Genomic DNA, 16717 nt, shown 5'->3' on the forward strand with positions numbered 1-16717 from the left:
TTAAAAAAATCATATTATTTTTAAAAACAAGGAGGCAACGATGAGACAACCGGAACTGCTCAAAACCTTGAGAAACCGAATCACCGGCGGGGAGTTTCCGCCCGGTTCGGCACTGCCGTTGCGGCATGTGCTTCTGGCGGAATACGGGCTGAGCGTTGCGACCTTTCAGAAGAGCATCAACCGGCTGATCGAAGAGGGATTTCTGGAGTCCCGCGGGATCAAGGGAACGGTGGTTTCAGAATATCCGCCGCACCTCTGTCATTATGCGCTGGTCTTTCCGGAGAATCCGAAGCAGATCGGCGCGGTAGACACCTTTTTCGCCGCACTGCGCAGTGTCGGCGAGGAGCTTTCGGCGCGCACGCCGGGGATGCGCCTGCTGCACTATTTCGTCGACAACACCAACTCCGGATTGCATCAGGAGCTGGCGCGGCTGATCGAGGATGCCGGGAACCATCTGCTTGCGGGGATCATCTTCGTCAATTTCGTGCCGTCGCCGGAGATTCAGACGGCGCTGATCCCCTGCCCGTGCGTGGTGATTTCGCGTCGGAGCAGCGACTCCTACCATGAGTACCCCTCGCTGGAGTTCGACTCGGAATCGCTGCTGGCCCGGTGTCTGGAATATTTTCACCAGCGGGGGCGGCACCGTGCGGCGGCGCTGATTCTTCAAAACACCTCGTCCGAGCGGATCATCCGGATGCAGAAACAGCTTGACCCGGCGCATCCGGAGTGGGTGCTGGGTCTGGACCACATCCACGCCCGTCCGCAATTGAACAAGAACCTGCTGAAACTGCTCTTCAGCCTGCCGGAAAAGAGGCGCCCGGACGCGCTGGCGGTGTTGAATGAGAACTTCATGCCGCTGGTGGTGGAAGCGCTGCTGGAACTCGGGCAGGAACCGGGGCGGGACGTTCTGCTGGCGGCACACTGCAACTACCCCTCCAACGCCCAGCGCTATCCGAACACGGAATACTTCACCTTCCCGGCGGAGGATGTTCTTCAGAAGGCGATCTCTCTGTTGAAACACCCCGACGGGGTCATGGTTTCCCTGATCGAACCCAAGCCATTGTCACAGTTGCTGAAACAAAAAAACAGCAGAAAGGAGTCCTGAAATGTTTCACACTGAGAAAAATTCTCCCAGCTTCCCCAGTTTCTTCGAGAAACACCAACATGTATTCACATTGATTGAACTTCTAATTGTAATTGCGATCATCGCCATTCTGGCGGCTATGCTGCTGCCCGCTCTGAACAAGGCACGCAGCAAAGCCCAGACGATTCATTGCACCGCCAATCTGAAACAGGCTGGCCTTGCCATACTCGCCTATGCCGGAGATCATGGAGATTTCATGCCAAATCCGGCAACCAACATGAATTCCCATGGCCGGAGCTATCACATGATTACAATCCGTCCGGAAACCAGGAGCAATATCGCCTCCTATCTCGGTTCCCCTTCGCCGCAGCGACCGGCAGGGAATCCTCTGATCTGCCCGGTCGCCCGCGGCAGAGTAGAGCCTCACACCCTCTGGTTCTGCACTTACAGCTACACCACACTGGCAACTACTAATTTTCTTCCGAAAAGTGAAGCCTATCTGGAATACAACAGCACAACGATTCACCGGACTCCACGTACTACAAAGATATATCCGAATACAGCACTGCTCTACTGCGCTCCGCCATATACAACCAGTTATGTCAGCAATGAAATTGAAGGATATGCCGCAAAAAGTGAAAATCCGCAGGAAACCCGTTCTTTTGGAGGCACCTACCATGAGCAGCAACTCGTTCTGCTGTACGGCGACGGGGGAGCAACCAGTACCCGGATTCCCGCAATGCGAATCAACCCCACCAGCGGAACCTATGACGTCAATTCCTGGTGCATCAGACGCTGAAAAATCATATCAATCATTATAAGGAATTCCTGCAATGAAACTCACACTCTGTACAGTTTTTTCCGCACTTGTTCTATCCGCTCCGGGAGCCGTGGCTCCGGTAGATTTTGAAAACGGCAAGATCGACGGTTCCCAAGTCTATCACGACAGGGAAAGCAGCAAGCCGCCCCGCCCGGAAATCTGCCGGGATGATGTTCTCAGCGGCGAGTGTGCCCTGAAAATTTCTTTTGCAGGTTGCAAAAAATATCAGGGATTTCATTTCCACCGCGTGCCCCCGATGCCGAAAGGCGCGGTCGCCATCTCCTTCCTGACCAAACCTCTCTACGGACCGCCACCGGTCGCCCTGGCGATTGGCGAGGTAAAAAAACGTTATGAACAACCAACTATTACAGGAACCCATTCGCTGAACATCAAAGGAAACGACTGGCAAAAAATCACCATACCGCTGGATCAATTGCGCAGGAACCGGAAAGGTGCAGGCAATTTTATCATGAAAGCAGGAGCCCTCTATTTATTCACCCTCTACGGAGCGGTCTCCGATCAACCTTCAGCCATTTTATTGGATGATATAACCTGGGAGTGCAAATAAATGCAATGGCCTGCCATTTTGTTCACTTTCGGCTGTATTTTTTCAGTATGGGGTAACAATCTCTTAACGGAAGATACCAGTTTCGAAACCGGTCCACAGAACTTTCGTTATTTCCGCTCCGATTTTTCAATTCAGACAGTACAGGGCGATGCCGCACACGGCAACTCCTCTCTGGAAATCGATTCTTCTGTCTCCTGGGTTCAAGGACGCTGGTTCTATTTAAAAAAAAATGTCGATTACACCATCAGTTTCTATGCGCGCCGAGTCTCAGGCAGTGATGCAATGCAATTTGGAATCATTGATCTATCCAACTGGAAGTGGTTTGTTAACAAGACACTGCAACTTACTGACAATTGGAAACGCTACTCCATCTCATTTCGTGTCGACCGGGCAAATGCCCCCATTTATCCAGCGTTTCTGCCCCGGGGGTGCATGATATTCCGAATTGACGCGCTTCAACTGGAGGAGGGCAAAGAAACTACACCATATCAGCCAGGAGAAGCACTCAGCGTATATCCCGTCATGAATGGAGCCGGAGAAGTCATCCACCTTCCGAACACGCCGAAAGTAAAAATTCAGATATACAATGCTGCAATTGAAGCAGAACAGCAGCCCTTCTCTCTTCAACTGGGCATTCCCGGTACAGATATTGAACACAGACAGAATTTCAATCTTTTACCTGGAAAAACAATGTCTCTTGATATCGAACTCCCGAAAACAGCTGTCTCCGGCTATTATCCTGCCCAACTTCAAGTCTGTACCCGGCAGGGAAAAATTGTAAAACGAACGGAAGCTCCGTTCGTCGTGACCATGCCGTTTCCGCCACCGTCCCGCGACGGCTTCTTCGGCATGCAGGACAGTCCCTTGCCCCGCAACTTTCTCCTTCGCATCGGCACTTCTCACATCCGGACCAATGATTTCGGCTGGAAACGATTTGAACCAACTCAAGGGAATTATATCCCCCGGCCTCCCAGTCCGCCGGCCGGATTTTTCTGGCAGCCGACCCTCAACTCAGATTTCACACCGGGACAAATTCCCGCCTGGGCTCTCAAGCCCGGCAGCAATCTGGCTGACCCGGCGAAAACGATTCCCTATCTGGAATATGTTTTCCGTAGTCTGCGGGGAAAGGCGGAACATCTCGATTTCATCAATGAACCGGACCTGTTGTTACGGAATGTTCCGAAAAATGCAGAATATTATGCGGAACTTCTGAATACTGCCGCACCGATTGCCCGGAAGTACGGAATCAAACTCATGGTCGATGTCTCAGGAGTGAATTCCGATTTTTTTGAACGGGTTCTGCGACTTGCGCACGACTCCATCGACATCTGCGCGCCACACCCTTACTGCTCACCGCGCATTTTTGCTGCCGACGGCCGATACTGTGCTCCTCCGGAAAAAGGCGGCTTCACCAGTAACCTTGCCGCAGCAGCCGCTCTGAGCCGGAAATATCGCAAGGAACTTCTCATCGGAGAACTCGGCTATTCACTGGAAGAAACTCTGCCGTTCCATTCGCCCGAAGCACATCGGATGGCCGCCTTTCTGGCCAGAATGTTTCTTCTGGCAAAGTGCTATCCCGAATGCCGCTATCTGATCTGGTTCATCGGCCTTGACCGCTGGGAGGCGGGTCCCTATTGCTATGGCATCTGGCGAACCGCAAATGGGATCCGGCCACTTCCCGCCGTCGCAGCCTACGCACAGGCCGCCCACGAAATCGACCGAGCCGACAACGTGGAACTGCTGCTCGACAGCGATATCAAAATCGTCCGCATCCAGAAAGGCGGCAAAACCACCTACGCCGTCTGGAATGCCGGAGAAAAAGCATCGCCGGTTTCGTTGCAGAAACTGCCGCCGGAATGCAACGCCCGTTCCATCTACGGTACGCCGTTAAAAGGAGAGAAACTCGCCGTCACAGAACAACCGCTCTATCTATCGGAAACTTCAAAGGAGACGATACTGTCAGCTCTGAAAGCGATCCTTGACAATCGTCCACCGCTGACGGTGCGCGGATATCTTAGCGACCGCAACACGTTGAAACTGCATCTTTTCAACCGCAGTTTCCGCGACTGGCAGGGAAATTTGACGCTTCTGCCGCAAAACGTGCGGAAAATCGGTCTGACCATTCTGCGACAGGCCGCTGAAACTGTCACCCTCACTCTCTCCGACACCCCTTCCCGGAAGTTGACCGTCCGTCTGCAGGGGAAGGACGGCAGAACATTTGAAGAGGTAGTGGAACTGCCCGAAATGCAGAAAGTACGTCGACTGAACGTCAACGATCTGCGGAATTTCGACTTCCAGGCAGAAATGAGGAAGGGCGGGACAATCTGCCAGCAGACCCGCGACTATCTTCTGCCACCGGATCCCTCCATTCCATGGAGCGGCCCGGAAGACCTTTCCCACCGTACTCTGCTGGGATGGGATCAAGATTACTTCTACATCTTCTGCGAAGTCCGCGATGAAGAACATACCAACTCTTTCACTCTCGGAAATACCTGGCGAGGCGACTCCATCCAGATTGGGCTGGATCCTTTCAACAACGCCGACGGTAAACTTGCCTACGACGCTGACGACTATGAATTCACGTTCGCCAAGGATAAAAAACCGTGGATGCATCAGGCTCCGCCATTTCAGAAAACCCCATCGGAAGCAATTGGTGTCCGGCAAATCGTCACTCGCGATGAAGAGAATCAAACAACGGTCTATCGTATCGCCATCCCCCGCAATGGCCTGCGCCCTTTGAAACTCAAAGCGGGAACCGTCTTCGGGTTTGCTCTCTGCGTCAACGACCTCGACAAAGGGAAACAGCGCCGTACAATGAATTTCGGAAACGGCATCACCGAGATGAAGTGCCCCGCTCTTTTCCGTAAAATGGTTCTGGAAGAATAAAACCGCGCAGGAATTGGCATCATGAATTTCTCACTTTGCAACGAAGAATACTGGCGGAAAAAGCAAAGCGGACTTTCCTCTGAATATCAGAAGGAACTCTTCGCCGAAGCGGACCGGATTCTCGAAGAACCGGAGTTGAGCGTCACCTTCAAAACCGTACCGCCGCTCTCCGGCAATCCGCACGATTACGTCAGCCTTTCCCGCTACGACTGGCCCAATCCGGACACTCCGGACGGCCTGCCGTGGATCAAGCGCGACGGTGTCACCAATCCGGATTACGCGAAGTATGATTTCTTCCCGCTGGTGAAGATGTGCCGCAACACCGGCATTCTCACCGCCGCGGCGTGCCTCTCCGGGAAAACCGTCTACGCTGAAAAAGCGGGGAAATTTCTGAAATGCTGGTTCCTTCACCCCGAAACCACCATGACGCCCCACCTCAACTTCGCCCAGTTCGTACCGGGGCGGCCGGAGGGCAGTTCCTGGGGCTTGATCGACTCCCACTTCTTCTGTGAACTGCTCGAAGCCGCCGCCGCCCTCCCCTTCACTTCCGAATGGACTCCGGCGGACCGGGACGCGCTGAAACACTGGTTCACCGACTACTTTTTCTGGTATATCAGCAATCCGCTGCCGATCAAGGAGGAGAAAGTATTTTCCAATCACGCCACCTGGTACGACGCCCAGTTCGTCGCCATCGCGATGTTTCTGGAACAGCCCGACCTCGCCCGGCGCCACCTTCGGGAAAAGACGATTCCGCGCCTCTCCATTCAGTTCCTGTACAATGGACTCCAGCCCTTCGAAATCACCCGCACCCTTTCGCTCTCCTACAGCGTCTTCAATCTCGAAGGATGGAGCAAACTCGCCGCCTACGCCCGCAAACTCGATATGGAACTCTGGCAGCTGCCCAATGAGGAACAGGCGACGCTCCAACAGGCGTTTCACCTGCTGCTGCCCTGCCTGACCGGGAAAGCGAAATGGGAATTTCTCCAGATCAAACCGGTTCCCCTGTCGCCTCCCCGGCTCTTCTCGATGGTCAACGACTTTCTCGAACCGGTCGCCGGTCCGTTCCGGGAGCTGCTCGCCTGCGTCGCCCCCGCAAACTGATACCGACCGTCGCTATTCGCCGCGGAGAAACTTCGCGCAGCAGTAGAGGCAGCGCGGCACGTGGAAGAAGGTCTTGCTCGGCGTTCCTTTCACCAGCGAGACCGGATTCCCGGCCCGGTCCACCCAGCCGAACCACTCCAGATTCCGGCTGTCGCGGAAGTGCGCCGTACACCACGCGTCAATCTCTTCAAACCGCGCGAGGAACCATTCGTCGCGCGAAATCTTCCACGACATCGCCAGCGCCAGCAGAGCTTCACTGTGCGTCCACCACCACTTCAGGCCGACGCTCTCCTTGAGCACCAGCGGCAGGTCGAGCGCATCCTGCATCGGGAAAAGTCCGCCCTGTTCGCGGTCGAGCGCATTTTCGTACACCGAACGGGTCCAGTCCGGAATTTTCGCCAGAAGTTCGCGGTTCCCGATCAACTCCGCCGCCTCCGCCATGAACCAGAGCGTCTCAAAGCCATGCCCCGGCATCAGCATCCGCCCGGCGGAATTCCCGAACCGGAACGAGCCGTCCAAACCGATCCTCTCGATCCAGCGCCCGCTCTCCGGATGGCGGAACCCCGGCAGCACCTCCAGCGCCTCTTCCAGAAAACGGCGCGGCGAACCATCCATCTTCCCCGCACAGGCGAACACCTCCGCCGCCGCATTCACCAGGTGCATCCACGCCCCCAGCGAACGGAACGCCGGAATTCCCGGGAGCGGCCCGGCCGCCTCCCGCGCCCGGATCATCTCCCGCACCCGCTTCAGCCGCAACAGAGCTTCGGTGCGGTACACATCCTGTCCGGTCGCGCGGAACAGCTGCGCCGAAGCGATCGCCGCAATCGCTTCGATCATCGGCGCAACCTGCGGATCATAGTCGGAGATCTCTCCCTCCGCCGTCACGCTGAATGCAAATCCGCCATCCTCCAGTTGCGCATGGGCGCGGCAGAAACGGAATCCCGACTCCGCCAGCTCCAGCCAGCGCGGCGGCGCGGCGGGCGTGTTGGCCAGCAGAGCGAACATGTAGATGTTCCGCCACTGCATCCAGACGAACTTCTCGGTGTCGAACACCGTCCCGTCACGGTCGATCAGGTTGAAAAATCCGCCGTTCACCGGGTCGGGCGAATGGTTCTCCCAGAAGGGAACGATCGAGTCAAACAGTTCGCGCTCAAGGCGCGCGGCAATCGCATTCGGGTTGATCATGCGGCAAAATCTCCTTGCATCATAGTGCGGTGTCTGAAAATTCCGGGCCGGGAGAAACTACTCCAGAAACGCCCAGAACCGGCCGGCCCGGTTGCGGAAAAGTTTGATCGGCATCCCGAACGCCTCCGAAAGATGCGTTTCGTCCAGAATCTCCTCCCGCTCGCCGGCACTGACGATCCGCCCGTGCGCAACGATCATCCCCTGATGGAACACCGGCAGAATGTCCTCGATCCGCTGGGTGATAAAGATGATCGTCACCTCGGGCAGCGTCTCGGCAATGTGGTTGATTTCACTCAACAGAAACTCCCGCCCCGCCATGTCGAGGTAGACGCTCGGTTCGTCGAGAATCACCAGATCCGGCCGGGTCAGCAGCGCGCGCGCAATCAGAATTTTCACCTGCTCGCCGCTGGACATCGTGAAAATCTGCTGATCGACCAGGTGTTCACAGCGGAAACGGCGCATCAGCTCCCGCGCCCGGGTGATCTCCTCCTCCAGCGGCTTGCGGAAGAGCCCCAGCGTGCCGTCGATGCCGGAAAGCACCATCTCCAGACCGGTCCAGTCGGTCTCGGTGAACTGCTGCATGCACGGGCTGACCCAGGCGATCCGCTTGCGCAGCTCCACCAGATTGGTCCGCCCGAAGCGGTTGCCGAGCACGCTCACTTCGGCGCCGAACTTCGGCCAGGCATACCCCATGAGCATCTTGACCAGCGTGGTCTTGCCCGCGCCGTTCGCTCCGAGGATGAAGCAGCGGCCGCCCTTCTTCACCTGCCAGTTCATATCGTGGATAATTTCCCGCCCGCCGAGGAACACCGAGGCGTGCTTCACATCAATCGCCAATTCGTCCGACATCTTTCAACCCTGTCTGTTTGTATTCGATCCAACTGTCGCGGAGCAGTTTGCCGCGGGCGAACTCCCGCTCGAACCCGTCGAAGTCGCCGGTTTCGATCATCCGCTTCATGGAGTAGTAACACGTTTCGAAATCACTCATCGCCTTCAGCACCGCGGAACGGTTGCTCTCGATGATCTCGCGCCACATCACCGGATTGCTCGACGCGATGCGCGAGGTATCCCGGAACCCGGTCGCACAGCCGGAAAACCGTTCGCTCCGCGTCTGCCGGTCGGGCGCGTCGAGGATGCTCAGCGCCAGCGAAGACGCCAGAATGTGCAGCACATGACTGGTGTGCGCGACCAGATCGTCGTGGCGCGCGGCGTCGATCCGGCTCGTCCGGGTACCGACCCGGCGCCAGAACTCCTCCAGCAGCACCACCGCCTCCTCCGGAGAGTCGGAGAACGGGCAGAGAAACACATCCGCATTGACGTAGAGTTCCGGGAACGCCGATTCCGGACCGCTCTTCTCGGTTCCTGCCATCGGGTGGCCGCCGACGAAGTGCACACCGCGCGGCGTGAGAAACTTCCGCGCCGCCGCCATCACCTCCGATTTGACGCTGCCCAGATCGCTCACCACCGCGCCGGGACGCCAGAAACCGGCGTACCGCTCCAGATATTCGACGATGCCGGGGATCGGCAGCGCGAGAAGTGTGAGGTCCGCCTGGGAAAGCAGTTCGCCCAGATCGTCACAGGTCTCATCGATTACATCACAGTCGAGCGCCCAGCGGCGGATGTTCGGGCGGCGGGTCCAGCCGAGCCGCCGGTAAGGGCCGCCGCGCAGCGCCATGCCGAGGGAAGCGCCGAGCAGGCCGAGCCCGACGATCGCCACGCGAAGTTGTCCTGGGTGATTCATTTTCATACGATTCCACTGTTGTAATGATCTGTTTACTATAGCACAAGAAACGGAATTTTTCCTGCCGGGATGCGAAAATTTCTCCGATTTCCCCGGCAAACTCCGCTTCTCCATGAAAAAATTATATTTCCGGCTTGATAAATCGGCCATTCCACCTTATATTACCCGTGGATTAATGGGCAACTGGACGGTGACGGGAAAGTGGGTTCGATTTACCCGCTTTTTTTCTTTATGGGATTCCGTCGAGACAGGAAGAGGAAGAGGCCGGGCCGCAACCCGGCAGCAAGCAACGGAGGTATTCGATGGCAAACGAATTATTGACGATTCTCGAATATATCGAGCAGGAGCGCGGAATCAGCCGCGAAAGTCTGGTCCGGGCGCTGGAGAGCGCCATTCTGACCGCGTCGCGCAAGAGCATTCATCCGGCCAGCGAACTCAAGGTGAAAATCGACCCCGCCACCGGGCAGATCCAGGCGTGGGCCATGCTCGAAGTGGTGGAAAGCAATCCGACCTGCGATCAGCTGGTCATCGAACGGGCCCGGGAACGTTTCCCGGATGTGAAGCTCGGCGACGTCGTCGAGTGGGAGGTCACTCCGCGCAACTTCGGGCGCATCGCCGCTCAGACCGCGCGCCAGGCGATCATTCAGCAGCTCCGCAAGGCGGAGAAGGAGAACGTGCAGGAGGAGTTCGCCGACCGCGTCGGGCAGATCATCAACGGCACCGTCCGCCGCTTTGAAGCCGGCAACGTCATCATCGACTTCCAGAAGGCGGAAGGAATCATGCCCTCCAAGGAGAAGATTCACGATGAACAGTACATGCCCGGCGACCGGATCAACGCCCTGCTGCTCAAGGTGGACATCAACACCTCCGGCCCGAGCCTGATCGTCTCGCGCGCCTGCCGCGAATTCGTCGAGAAACTCTTCGAGCGCGAAGTCGCCGAAATTCACGACGGCGTGGTCAAAATCATGGGTGTCGCCCGCGAACCGGGGAAACGGACCAAGGTGGCGGTCATGAGCACCGATCCGCGGGTCGACCCGGTCGGAGCCTGCGTCGGCATGCGCGGCCAGCGGGTCCGCAACATCACCGACGAACTCGGCAACGAGCGGGTGGATATCGTTCCCTACGATGAAGATATCCGCAAATACGCAGTCAACGCCCTGCTCCCGGCCAAAGTGCAGTCGGTCGAGGTCGATGAGGAGAAACATGAACTGATCGTGCGGGTTACCGAGGAGCAGTCCAAACTTGCCTTCGGCAAGAAGGCGCAGAACGTCCGCCTCTGCTCGAAGCTGATCGGCTGGAACATCAGCATCCGCAACGAAGACGACGGCGCCGAGCCGAAGAACAATTCGATCGCCGAACAGCTCCGTACCGCCGCCCGGAACCTCGCCGCGGAACTCAATGTCTCCGAGAAGACGGCGCGGCTTCTGGTCAACAACGGCTATGTCACCGTCGATGACTTCAAGGCGGCCGATCTCGATTCGCTGCTCGACATCGAGGGGATCGATCAGGATGAAGTGAACGTTGCCCGCAACCTGCTCGATGACTGAGCGGAGCAACAGGAGGTGAAACCGTGAACAAGATTTTAAAGGTAAAAGATATCGCAAAACAGTACGGCGTCCCGGCCCGGACCATTCTGGAAGAGCTGGCCGGTCAGGGCATCGAAACGCCGGACGCGGAAAACAGTGTCATTCCGGAAGACATGGTCGAGCTGGTCGAATCCTACTTCGCCGACCTTTTCGAGGCGGATGAAACCGCCATGCCCAAATCCAACCGCAAGGGCGGCGCGCCCAAAAAAGGCGGCTCCAAAAAGGATGATTCTCACAACAAACGGCAGTCGTCAGCCCCGGGTCGCTCCGGCGGGAAAGCTCCTCAGAGCACCTCTTCGGCAGTCTCCGGCGGGAAGCTGACCCTGCCGGCGCCGATCCTGGTCAAAACCCTCGCCGAAGCGGTGGGCAAGCGGCCGAATGAACTCATCACCGACCTGATCAAACTCGGCGAACTCGCCGGCATCAATCAGGCGATCAGCGAGGCGAACGCCAAAAAGCTCTGCGCCGGGTACGGCATCGAACTCACCATCGGCGCGCCGCCGAAACCGGCCGCACCGCCGCCGCCGGCGAAGCCGAAGCCGGAAGACAACCCGGCCTTCCTCAAGGAGCGGCCGCCGGTGGTCACCTTCATGGGGCACGTCGACCACGGCAAAACCTCGCTGCAGGATGCGATCCGCCACACGCATGTGACCGATGGGGAAGCGGGGGCGATCACCCAGCACATCGGTGCGTCGACCATCAACTACAAGGGGAAGAACATCACCTTCATCGACACCCCCGGACACGCGGCCTTCACCAGCATGCGCGCCCGCGGCGCCAATGTGACCGACCTGGTCATTCTGGTGGTCTCCGCGACGGAGGGCTTCAAGCCGCAGACCGTCGAAGCGATGAATCATGCACTGGCGGCGAAGGTTCCGATCATCGTGGCGATCAACAAGATCGACCTGCCGGATGCGGATCCGGACAAGGTGCTGCTCCACATGCAGCAGCACAATCTTTCGAGCGAAGACTGGGGCGGCACCGTCGGAACCGTCCGGGTGTCGGCCAAGACCGGCAAAGGTCTGCCCGACCTGCTCGAACGCATTCTCATTGAAGCGGAAATGCTCGAGCTCAAGGCCAATCCGCGGCGTCCCGCCTCGGGCGTGGTCCTCGAAGCGCAGCTGGAGAACGGCCTCGGCCCCACCGCCAGCGTCCTCGTGCAGGACGGAACCCTGCGGGTCGGCGATGTCGTGCTCTGCGGCGAACACTACGGCAAGGTGCGCACATTGATCAACGACAAGGGCGAGCGGGTCAAGTCCGCCGGCCCGAGCATGCCGGTCAAGGTGGTCGGCATCAATGGCGTGCCGGAAGCGGGCGACCATCTTGAAATTTTCGAATCGGAAAAGGCGGCACGCGCGGAATCCGAACGCCGCATCGCCGACAAGCGCGGCCACATGCTGGCCACCAGCGCGATTGCGACCGCGGAGGACCTCTTCAGCAAACTCAATGCGGAAGGGCGCAACACGCTGAACATCATCATCAAATCCGATGTGAAGGGTTCGGGGGAAGCCATTGCGCAGTCGCTCAACCAGCTCCCGTCGGAAAAGATCAAGGCCGAAGTGATCGCCAACGCGGTCGGCCCGATCACCGAGAACGACATTTCGCTCGCGGCGGCGACCAATGCGATCGTCATTGGATTCCACGTCCGGGTCAATCCCGGCGTCAACGATCTGGCCAAGAAGCAGCATGTTGAAATCCGCCTCTACAGCATCATCTACGAACTGCTCGAGGACATCACTGACGCACTCGCCGGCAAACTCGAACCGGAAAAGCGCGAGAAGGTGATCGGCGAAGCGAAGATTCTTCAGATTTTCGAACTCTCCAAGGGGCCGAAGATCTGCGGCTGTCTGGTGGAGTCCGGCGTGGTCAGAGTCGGCGCCAAGGCGCGGGTCCGCCGCGACAAGGAGCTGATCTACAACGGAGAGGTCGCCAGTCTGCGCCGCTTCCACGACGACGTCAAGGAGGTCAAGGCCGGTCTCGAATGCGGCATCCGCCTCGACAACTTCGCCGATTTTGTCGAAGGCGACGAAATCGAACTGTATGAAATCGAACTCAAGAAGGCGACGCTCTGACGAGCGCTCCTTCTTTCAGCAGAAAGGGGTGACCCATGGCCGAAAAAGTCGACCGGTTGACCCGGGTCAATGAACTGCTCAAGCGGGAACTCGCCGAGGCAATTGAACGGGGATTGATCTCCGCGCCGGGGGTTCTGGTTTCGGTAACGGAAGTGCATGCGAGCGTTGACTTGCGCAATGCGACCGTCTACATCAGCATTTTCGGCGCGGACTCCGCCCGGAAACACAAGATCATGCGCGAGCTCAACGAACAGCGGCTCGACTTCCAGCATCGCCTGGCGCGGGTTCTCGCCTTCAAGCATACGCCGGTGCTCGATTTCCGGCTCGATATGCGGACCGAACTCGGCGACCGGGTGCTGGAGCTGCTCAACGAAGAGGATTCCAACCGCGATGCATGAGCTCTGCACTCCCGGCGACGCGGCGGCGAAACTCGCGGCGGCGGAACGGATTCTGATCCTCACCCATGTGAAACCGGATGGCGATGCGGTCGGTTCCGCCCTCGGCATGCAGAAGTTTCTGCGCGATACGGGCAAACAGGCTGACGCGTTTTTTCCGGCGCCGCTGCCGCAGCGCTATCTCTGGATGACCGAAGGGAATGCGCCACTCCCGTCTCTGAGCCGGGAACAGGCCGCCGCCTGCGATCTCGTGCTGGTGCTCGACTGTGCAAGTCCGCTCCGCATCGCGGGGGGCGACGACCTCGACTGGGAGTTTTTGCAGCCCCTTCCGCTGCTCAATGTGGATCACCACGGCGGGAACACGGTCGAAGCGGGCAGCAACCTGGTCGACTCGAAAGCGGCGGCGGCGAGCCTGCTCGCGGCGGAAATCGCCTTTGCGTCCGGCCGGGAGCTCTCCCGGGGCGCGGCGACCGCATGGCTGCTCGGCCTCATCACCGACACCGGCGGCTTCCGCTTCACCAACACCGACGGCCGGGCCTTGCGGATTGCGGCACGGCTGCTCGACTGCGGTGCGGAACTGGAAAAGATCAACAACGCGGTCTTCTTCAGCAAACCGCGCAACCAGCAGGAGTTTGAAGCGGACCTGCTTCAAAACCACCTGAAATTCGCCTTCGACGGAAAATTCGTCTACGCCTGGCTGCCGGAGGAACTCTTCGCCGCCTATCACTTCGACATGCGCGACGGCGAAGGCGTGATCGACCTGCTGCGTGAACTGGAAGGAGCGGTGATCGTCGCCCTCTTCTACCGCCGCGGCGATGCGTTTAAAGTTTCGCTCCGCAGCAAGGATTCCCGCTATCCGGTCGGCCCGATGGCGCGCGCCCTCGGCGGCGGCGGCCACGACATGGCCGCGGGAATCACGCTCGTCCTCCCCGATTCCGGAGCGGTGGAAACTCTGCTATGCCAGGAGGTCGGCAAGCTGCTCGACACTGGTACACCAAAGGATATCTGATGCGCTACAACCCCAAAAAACACCGTCTTCCCCCCTTCACCAGCTCCGGCGTGCTGCTGGTGGACAAGCCGAAGGAGTGGACCAGCTTCGACGTGGTGAACTTCGTCCGCTCCCGTTTCAACGTGCCGAAGGTCGGCCATTGCGGAACGCTCGACCCGGCGGCGACCGGCCTGCTCGTGCTGGTGCTCGGGAAATTCACTCAGCTGAGCTCCAAATTCAGTGGAGAGGACAAGACCTATGAAGCGACGCTCCAGCTCGGGCTGGAGACCGACTCCTTCGACCTCGACGGCACCGTCGTCGCCGAACACGACTGGTCCGGCGTGACGGAGGAACAGCTCCGCGCCGTCCTCGCCGGGTTCGTCGGCGAACAGGAGCAGATGCCGCCGATGGTCTCCGCCGTCAAAAAGGACGGGAAAAAGCTTTATGAACTCGCCCGCGAAGGGGTGGAGGTCGAACGGGAGAGCAAACCGATCACCATCTTTTCGCTCGACATCACCCGTTGCGAGCTGCCGTTCTGCGACTTCACACTGCACTGCTCCAAAGGGACCTACGTGCGTTCCCTCTGCTCGGACGCGGGGAAGAAACTCGGCTGCGGCGGCACGCTGGCGGCTCTGCGCCGCACCCGGAGCGGACAGTTCAACATTGAGGACGCCATCACGGTCGATCAGCTCAAGGAGTTCGATCAGGCGGCGCTCGAGATCCACATCCGGAACTTCCTCTATGAAAAACTTTCCAGAATCGCGGGGGTGAATCATGCCGGATAACGATGTTCCGCTCAAAGCGATTGAAGAGGCGGTGGAATCGCTCCTGCCCGCCGCCGCGGGCGGCGATTTCACCATGCAGGCGGTGCTCAAGGCGGTTGGAGCGGGCAGATCGCAGAAACTGCAGGAGCGGATTGAACGCTTCCTCGACGGCGACGGCCGCTTCTTTTCCGACGGCCGGAGGAGCTTCCGGCTGAAGAGCGGTTTCTTCCGCAACTTTGCATTCCCGATCACGCCGGATGCGTGGGAGATCGAGAATGGAATTCTTTTCCCCGGTCACCGGTTCGCCCCCTTCATCGCGCCGGAAATCTTCCCCAGCGAAGTGCACTTCACCGCCGCGGACGGTTCGGAACCGGGGCGGCACGAGGTGACCGCCCCCCTGTCGCAGGTGTTTCACTACCATCTGCTGCTCGGCTCGGAACAGGTGTTCGACTTTTTCCTCGCCGACTCCCCGGCGAACGCCGGAATCCGGAACTCCGCGAAACCGACGGATCTGGTGACGCTCAACGTCTTCGACCTCGGCGCATTCTACCGAGAACACGACTTCCGGAAGGGCGACGCGCTGCTCTGCAAGGTGCTCGACTACGACGCCGGCCGTGTGGAGTTCCGCTACCTGCCGGGCGACGAACGCAAGGAGAACGATCTGGCCGCCTTCGTACAGCAGTTCGACAAGGCGCTCGACCTGGTGATCGACCGCTTTGAAAACTATCTGGAAATTCCGGAACAGCTCTGCTGGGCCTGCTACTGCGGCCGGGAATTTCTCCCGCCGGCGGAGCGCGCCGCTTCGTGCGACGAATATCTGCACCGCACCGGAGCCATTGAACTGCGCTGTGACGGCGACCATACGGTGCTCGACCGCCGCCAGACCGAAACCGATGACGAATACCAGCCGGAACTGCCGGAGGGCATGCGCTTTTCCCGCGGCGAAACCGCCGAAATCACCGCGATGCTCCGGGAGATCGGTTCGCCGCTTTCGCCGGTGGAGATCGACAGCTTCATTCTCGACAACTGCTACGCCCGCGAACTGGAGTTCGAGGATTTCTTCGCGCGGGCGTTCGGGCGGGAAAAACTCCACTTCGTCGACGAAGGGCAGCAGGCGGTCTTCTACAACTACATCGAAGACCGCTTCGAAGAGCTGACCGGCAACTACAACCGGGTGGACGATGAACTCAAGGCGCCGTTGCGCTCGACCATCATGGAACTGGTCGGTGACCGGCTCGAATTCTTCGACTTTCTCGAATCGACCGGCGAAAAACTCGACCAGCTTCCGAAAGAGAAGGTCCACCGCCTCGCGGAGGTTTCGATGCAGCTGGTGGAAATTTTGAAGATGCTGAACGATCCGCGCTTCACGCCGGATGAAACGGAACTGGATCAGCTGACCGAAACGGTCGAACAGCGGGCCGACGATCAGGAGGCGCTGATCGCGGAACTCTCCGACAGCGTCGCCAAAGAGGAATGAAGATACGCCGGACGGCGGGGACGCTCCGCCTCCCCGGCAGAGAACAGGAC

The 16717-nt window shown here is 58.7% G+C and carries 14 protein-coding genes; 11 read left to right on the plus strand and 3 right to left on the minus strand.

Annotated features, from left to right (window positions below):
• Nucleotides 1–40 precede the first annotated feature (40 nt).
• The 5 genes from ACMLHG_RS02115 to ACMLHG_RS02135 are packed head-to-tail and all read left to right on the plus strand — an operon-like array spanning nucleotide 41 to nucleotide 6459.
• Nucleotides 41–1105, plus strand: a complete 1065-nt coding sequence (locus ACMLHG_RS02115) for a GntR family transcriptional regulator (protein ID WP_417169393.1) — start codon at nucleotides 41–43, stop codon at nucleotides 1103–1105.
• A 1-nt stretch (nucleotide 1106) separates the two neighbouring features.
• Nucleotides 1107–1883: a prepilin-type N-terminal cleavage/methylation domain-containing protein gene (locus tag ACMLHG_RS02120; protein ID WP_417169394.1), complete on the plus strand. Its 777-nt coding sequence runs from the start codon at nucleotides 1107–1109 to the stop codon at nucleotides 1881–1883.
• Between the two features lie 34 nt (nucleotides 1884–1917).
• Nucleotides 1918–2472 (plus strand): hypothetical protein, encoded by a 555-nt coding sequence (locus tag ACMLHG_RS02125; protein WP_417169395.1) that lies wholly within the window; start codon nucleotides 1918–1920, stop codon nucleotides 2470–2472.
• The gene (locus tag ACMLHG_RS02130; RefSeq protein WP_417169396.1) at nucleotides 2473–5358 is read left to right on the plus strand and encodes a sugar-binding protein; all 2886 of its coding nucleotides are present in this window, start codon (nucleotides 2473–2475) and stop codon (nucleotides 5356–5358) included.
• Nucleotides 5359–5379: 21 nt separating this feature from the next.
• The gene (locus tag ACMLHG_RS02135; RefSeq protein ID WP_417169397.1) at nucleotides 5380–6459 is read left to right on the plus strand and encodes an alginate lyase family protein; all 1080 of its coding nucleotides are present in this window, start codon (nucleotides 5380–5382) and stop codon (nucleotides 6457–6459) included.
• A 12-nt stretch (nucleotides 6460–6471) separates the two neighbouring features.
• On the opposite strand, the gene ACMLHG_RS02140 is transcribed toward ACMLHG_RS02135, so the two are convergent.
• The 3 genes from ACMLHG_RS02140 to ACMLHG_RS02150 are packed head-to-tail and all read right to left on the minus strand — an operon-like array spanning nucleotide 6472 to nucleotide 9385.
• Entirely contained in the window at nucleotides 6472–7644 is a 1173-nt protein-coding gene (locus tag ACMLHG_RS02140) for an AGE family epimerase/isomerase (protein ID WP_417169398.1), read from the minus strand.
• Between the two features lie 57 nt (nucleotides 7645–7701).
• Nucleotides 7702–8493 carry an ABC transporter ATP-binding protein gene (locus ACMLHG_RS02145; protein WP_294436762.1) on the minus strand — a complete coding sequence of 264 codons (792 nt, stop codon included), beginning with the start codon at nucleotides 8491–8493 and terminating at the stop codon, nucleotides 7702–7704.
• Entirely contained in the window at nucleotides 8471–9385 is a 915-nt protein-coding gene (locus ACMLHG_RS02150) for a prephenate dehydrogenase (protein WP_294436760.1), read from the minus strand. The genes ACMLHG_RS02145 and ACMLHG_RS02150 overlap by 23 nt, the downstream gene beginning before the upstream one ends.
• Nucleotides 9386–9687: 302 nt before the next feature.
• Here ACMLHG_RS02150 and nusA point away from each other — a divergent pair, with 302 nt between their 5' ends.
• From nusA to ACMLHG_RS02180, 6 genes are read left to right on the plus strand one after another with little or no spacing between them, the layout of a single operon-like run.
• A complete protein-coding gene (gene nusA / locus ACMLHG_RS02155) occupies nucleotides 9688–10932 on the plus strand; it encodes a transcription termination factor NusA (protein ID WP_417169399.1) in 1245 nt (414 codons plus the stop codon).
• A 23-nt stretch (nucleotides 10933–10955) separates the two neighbouring features.
• Nucleotides 10956–13043 carry a translation initiation factor IF-2 gene (gene infB / locus ACMLHG_RS02160; RefSeq protein WP_417169400.1) on the plus strand — a complete coding sequence of 696 codons (2088 nt, stop codon included), beginning with the start codon at nucleotides 10956–10958 and terminating at the stop codon, nucleotides 13041–13043.
• Between the two features lie 35 nt (nucleotides 13044–13078).
• The gene (rbfA, locus tag ACMLHG_RS02165) at nucleotides 13079–13441 is read left to right on the plus strand and encodes a 30S ribosome-binding factor RbfA (protein ID WP_294436755.1); all 363 of its coding nucleotides are present in this window, start codon (nucleotides 13079–13081) and stop codon (nucleotides 13439–13441) included.
• Nucleotides 13434–14447: a DHH family phosphoesterase gene (locus tag ACMLHG_RS02170; protein ID WP_417169401.1), complete on the plus strand. Its 1014-nt coding sequence runs from the start codon at nucleotides 13434–13436 to the stop codon at nucleotides 14445–14447. Before rbfA ends, ACMLHG_RS02170 begins: the two co-directional genes overlap by 8 nt.
• A complete protein-coding gene (gene truB, locus ACMLHG_RS02175; RefSeq protein ID WP_295807937.1) occupies nucleotides 14447–15211 on the plus strand; it encodes a tRNA pseudouridine(55) synthase TruB in 765 nt (254 codons plus the stop codon). The genes ACMLHG_RS02170 and truB overlap by 1 nt, the downstream gene beginning before the upstream one ends.
• On the plus strand, nucleotides 15201–16667 hold the full coding sequence (locus tag ACMLHG_RS02180; RefSeq protein WP_417169402.1) for a hypothetical protein: 1467 nt from the start codon (nucleotides 15201–15203) through the stop codon (nucleotides 16665–16667). The genes truB and ACMLHG_RS02180 overlap by 11 nt, the downstream gene beginning before the upstream one ends.
• Nucleotides 16668–16717: the final 50 nt, after the last annotated feature.

This window comes from Victivallis sp., assembly GCF_048170485.1.
Taxonomy (GTDB): domain Bacteria; phylum Verrucomicrobiota; class Lentisphaeria; order Victivallales; family Victivallaceae; genus Victivallis.

Coding starts and splice junctions, on each gene's coding strand:
- truB (WP_295807937.1), top strand. CDS start 14,447: ATGCGCTACAACCCCAAAAAACACCGTCTTCCCCCCTTCACCAGCTCC.
- ACMLHG_RS02130 (WP_417169396.1), top strand. CDS start 2,473: ATGCAATGGCCTGCCATTTTGTTCACTTTCGGCTGTATTTTTTCAGTA.
- ACMLHG_RS02180 (WP_417169402.1), top strand. CDS start 15,201: ATGCCGGATAACGATGTTCCGCTCAAAGCGATTGAAGAGGCGGTGGAA.
- rbfA (WP_294436755.1), top strand. CDS start 13,079: ATGGCCGAAAAAGTCGACCGGTTGACCCGGGTCAATGAACTGCTCAAG.
- ACMLHG_RS02135 (WP_417169397.1), top strand. CDS start 5,380: ATGAATTTCTCACTTTGCAACGAAGAATACTGGCGGAAAAAGCAAAGC.
- ACMLHG_RS02145 (WP_294436762.1), bottom strand. CDS start 8,493: ATGTCGGACGAATTGGCGATTGATGTGAAGCACGCCTCGGTGTTCCTC.
- ACMLHG_RS02120 (WP_417169394.1), top strand. CDS start 1,107: ATGTTTCACACTGAGAAAAATTCTCCCAGCTTCCCCAGTTTCTTCGAG.
- ACMLHG_RS02125 (WP_417169395.1), top strand. CDS start 1,918: ATGAAACTCACACTCTGTACAGTTTTTTCCGCACTTGTTCTATCCGCT.
- ACMLHG_RS02170 (WP_417169401.1), top strand. CDS start 13,434: ATGCATGAGCTCTGCACTCCCGGCGACGCGGCGGCGAAACTCGCGGCG.
- nusA (WP_417169399.1), top strand. CDS start 9,688: ATGGCAAACGAATTATTGACGATTCTCGAATATATCGAGCAGGAGCGC.
- ACMLHG_RS02140 (WP_417169398.1), bottom strand. CDS start 7,644: ATGATCAACCCGAATGCGATTGCCGCGCGCCTTGAGCGCGAACTGTTT.
- ACMLHG_RS02150 (WP_294436760.1), bottom strand. CDS start 9,385: ATGAATCACCCAGGACAACTTCGCGTGGCGATCGTCGGGCTCGGCCTG.
- ACMLHG_RS02115 (WP_417169393.1), top strand. CDS start 41: ATGAGACAACCGGAACTGCTCAAAACCTTGAGAAACCGAATCACCGGC.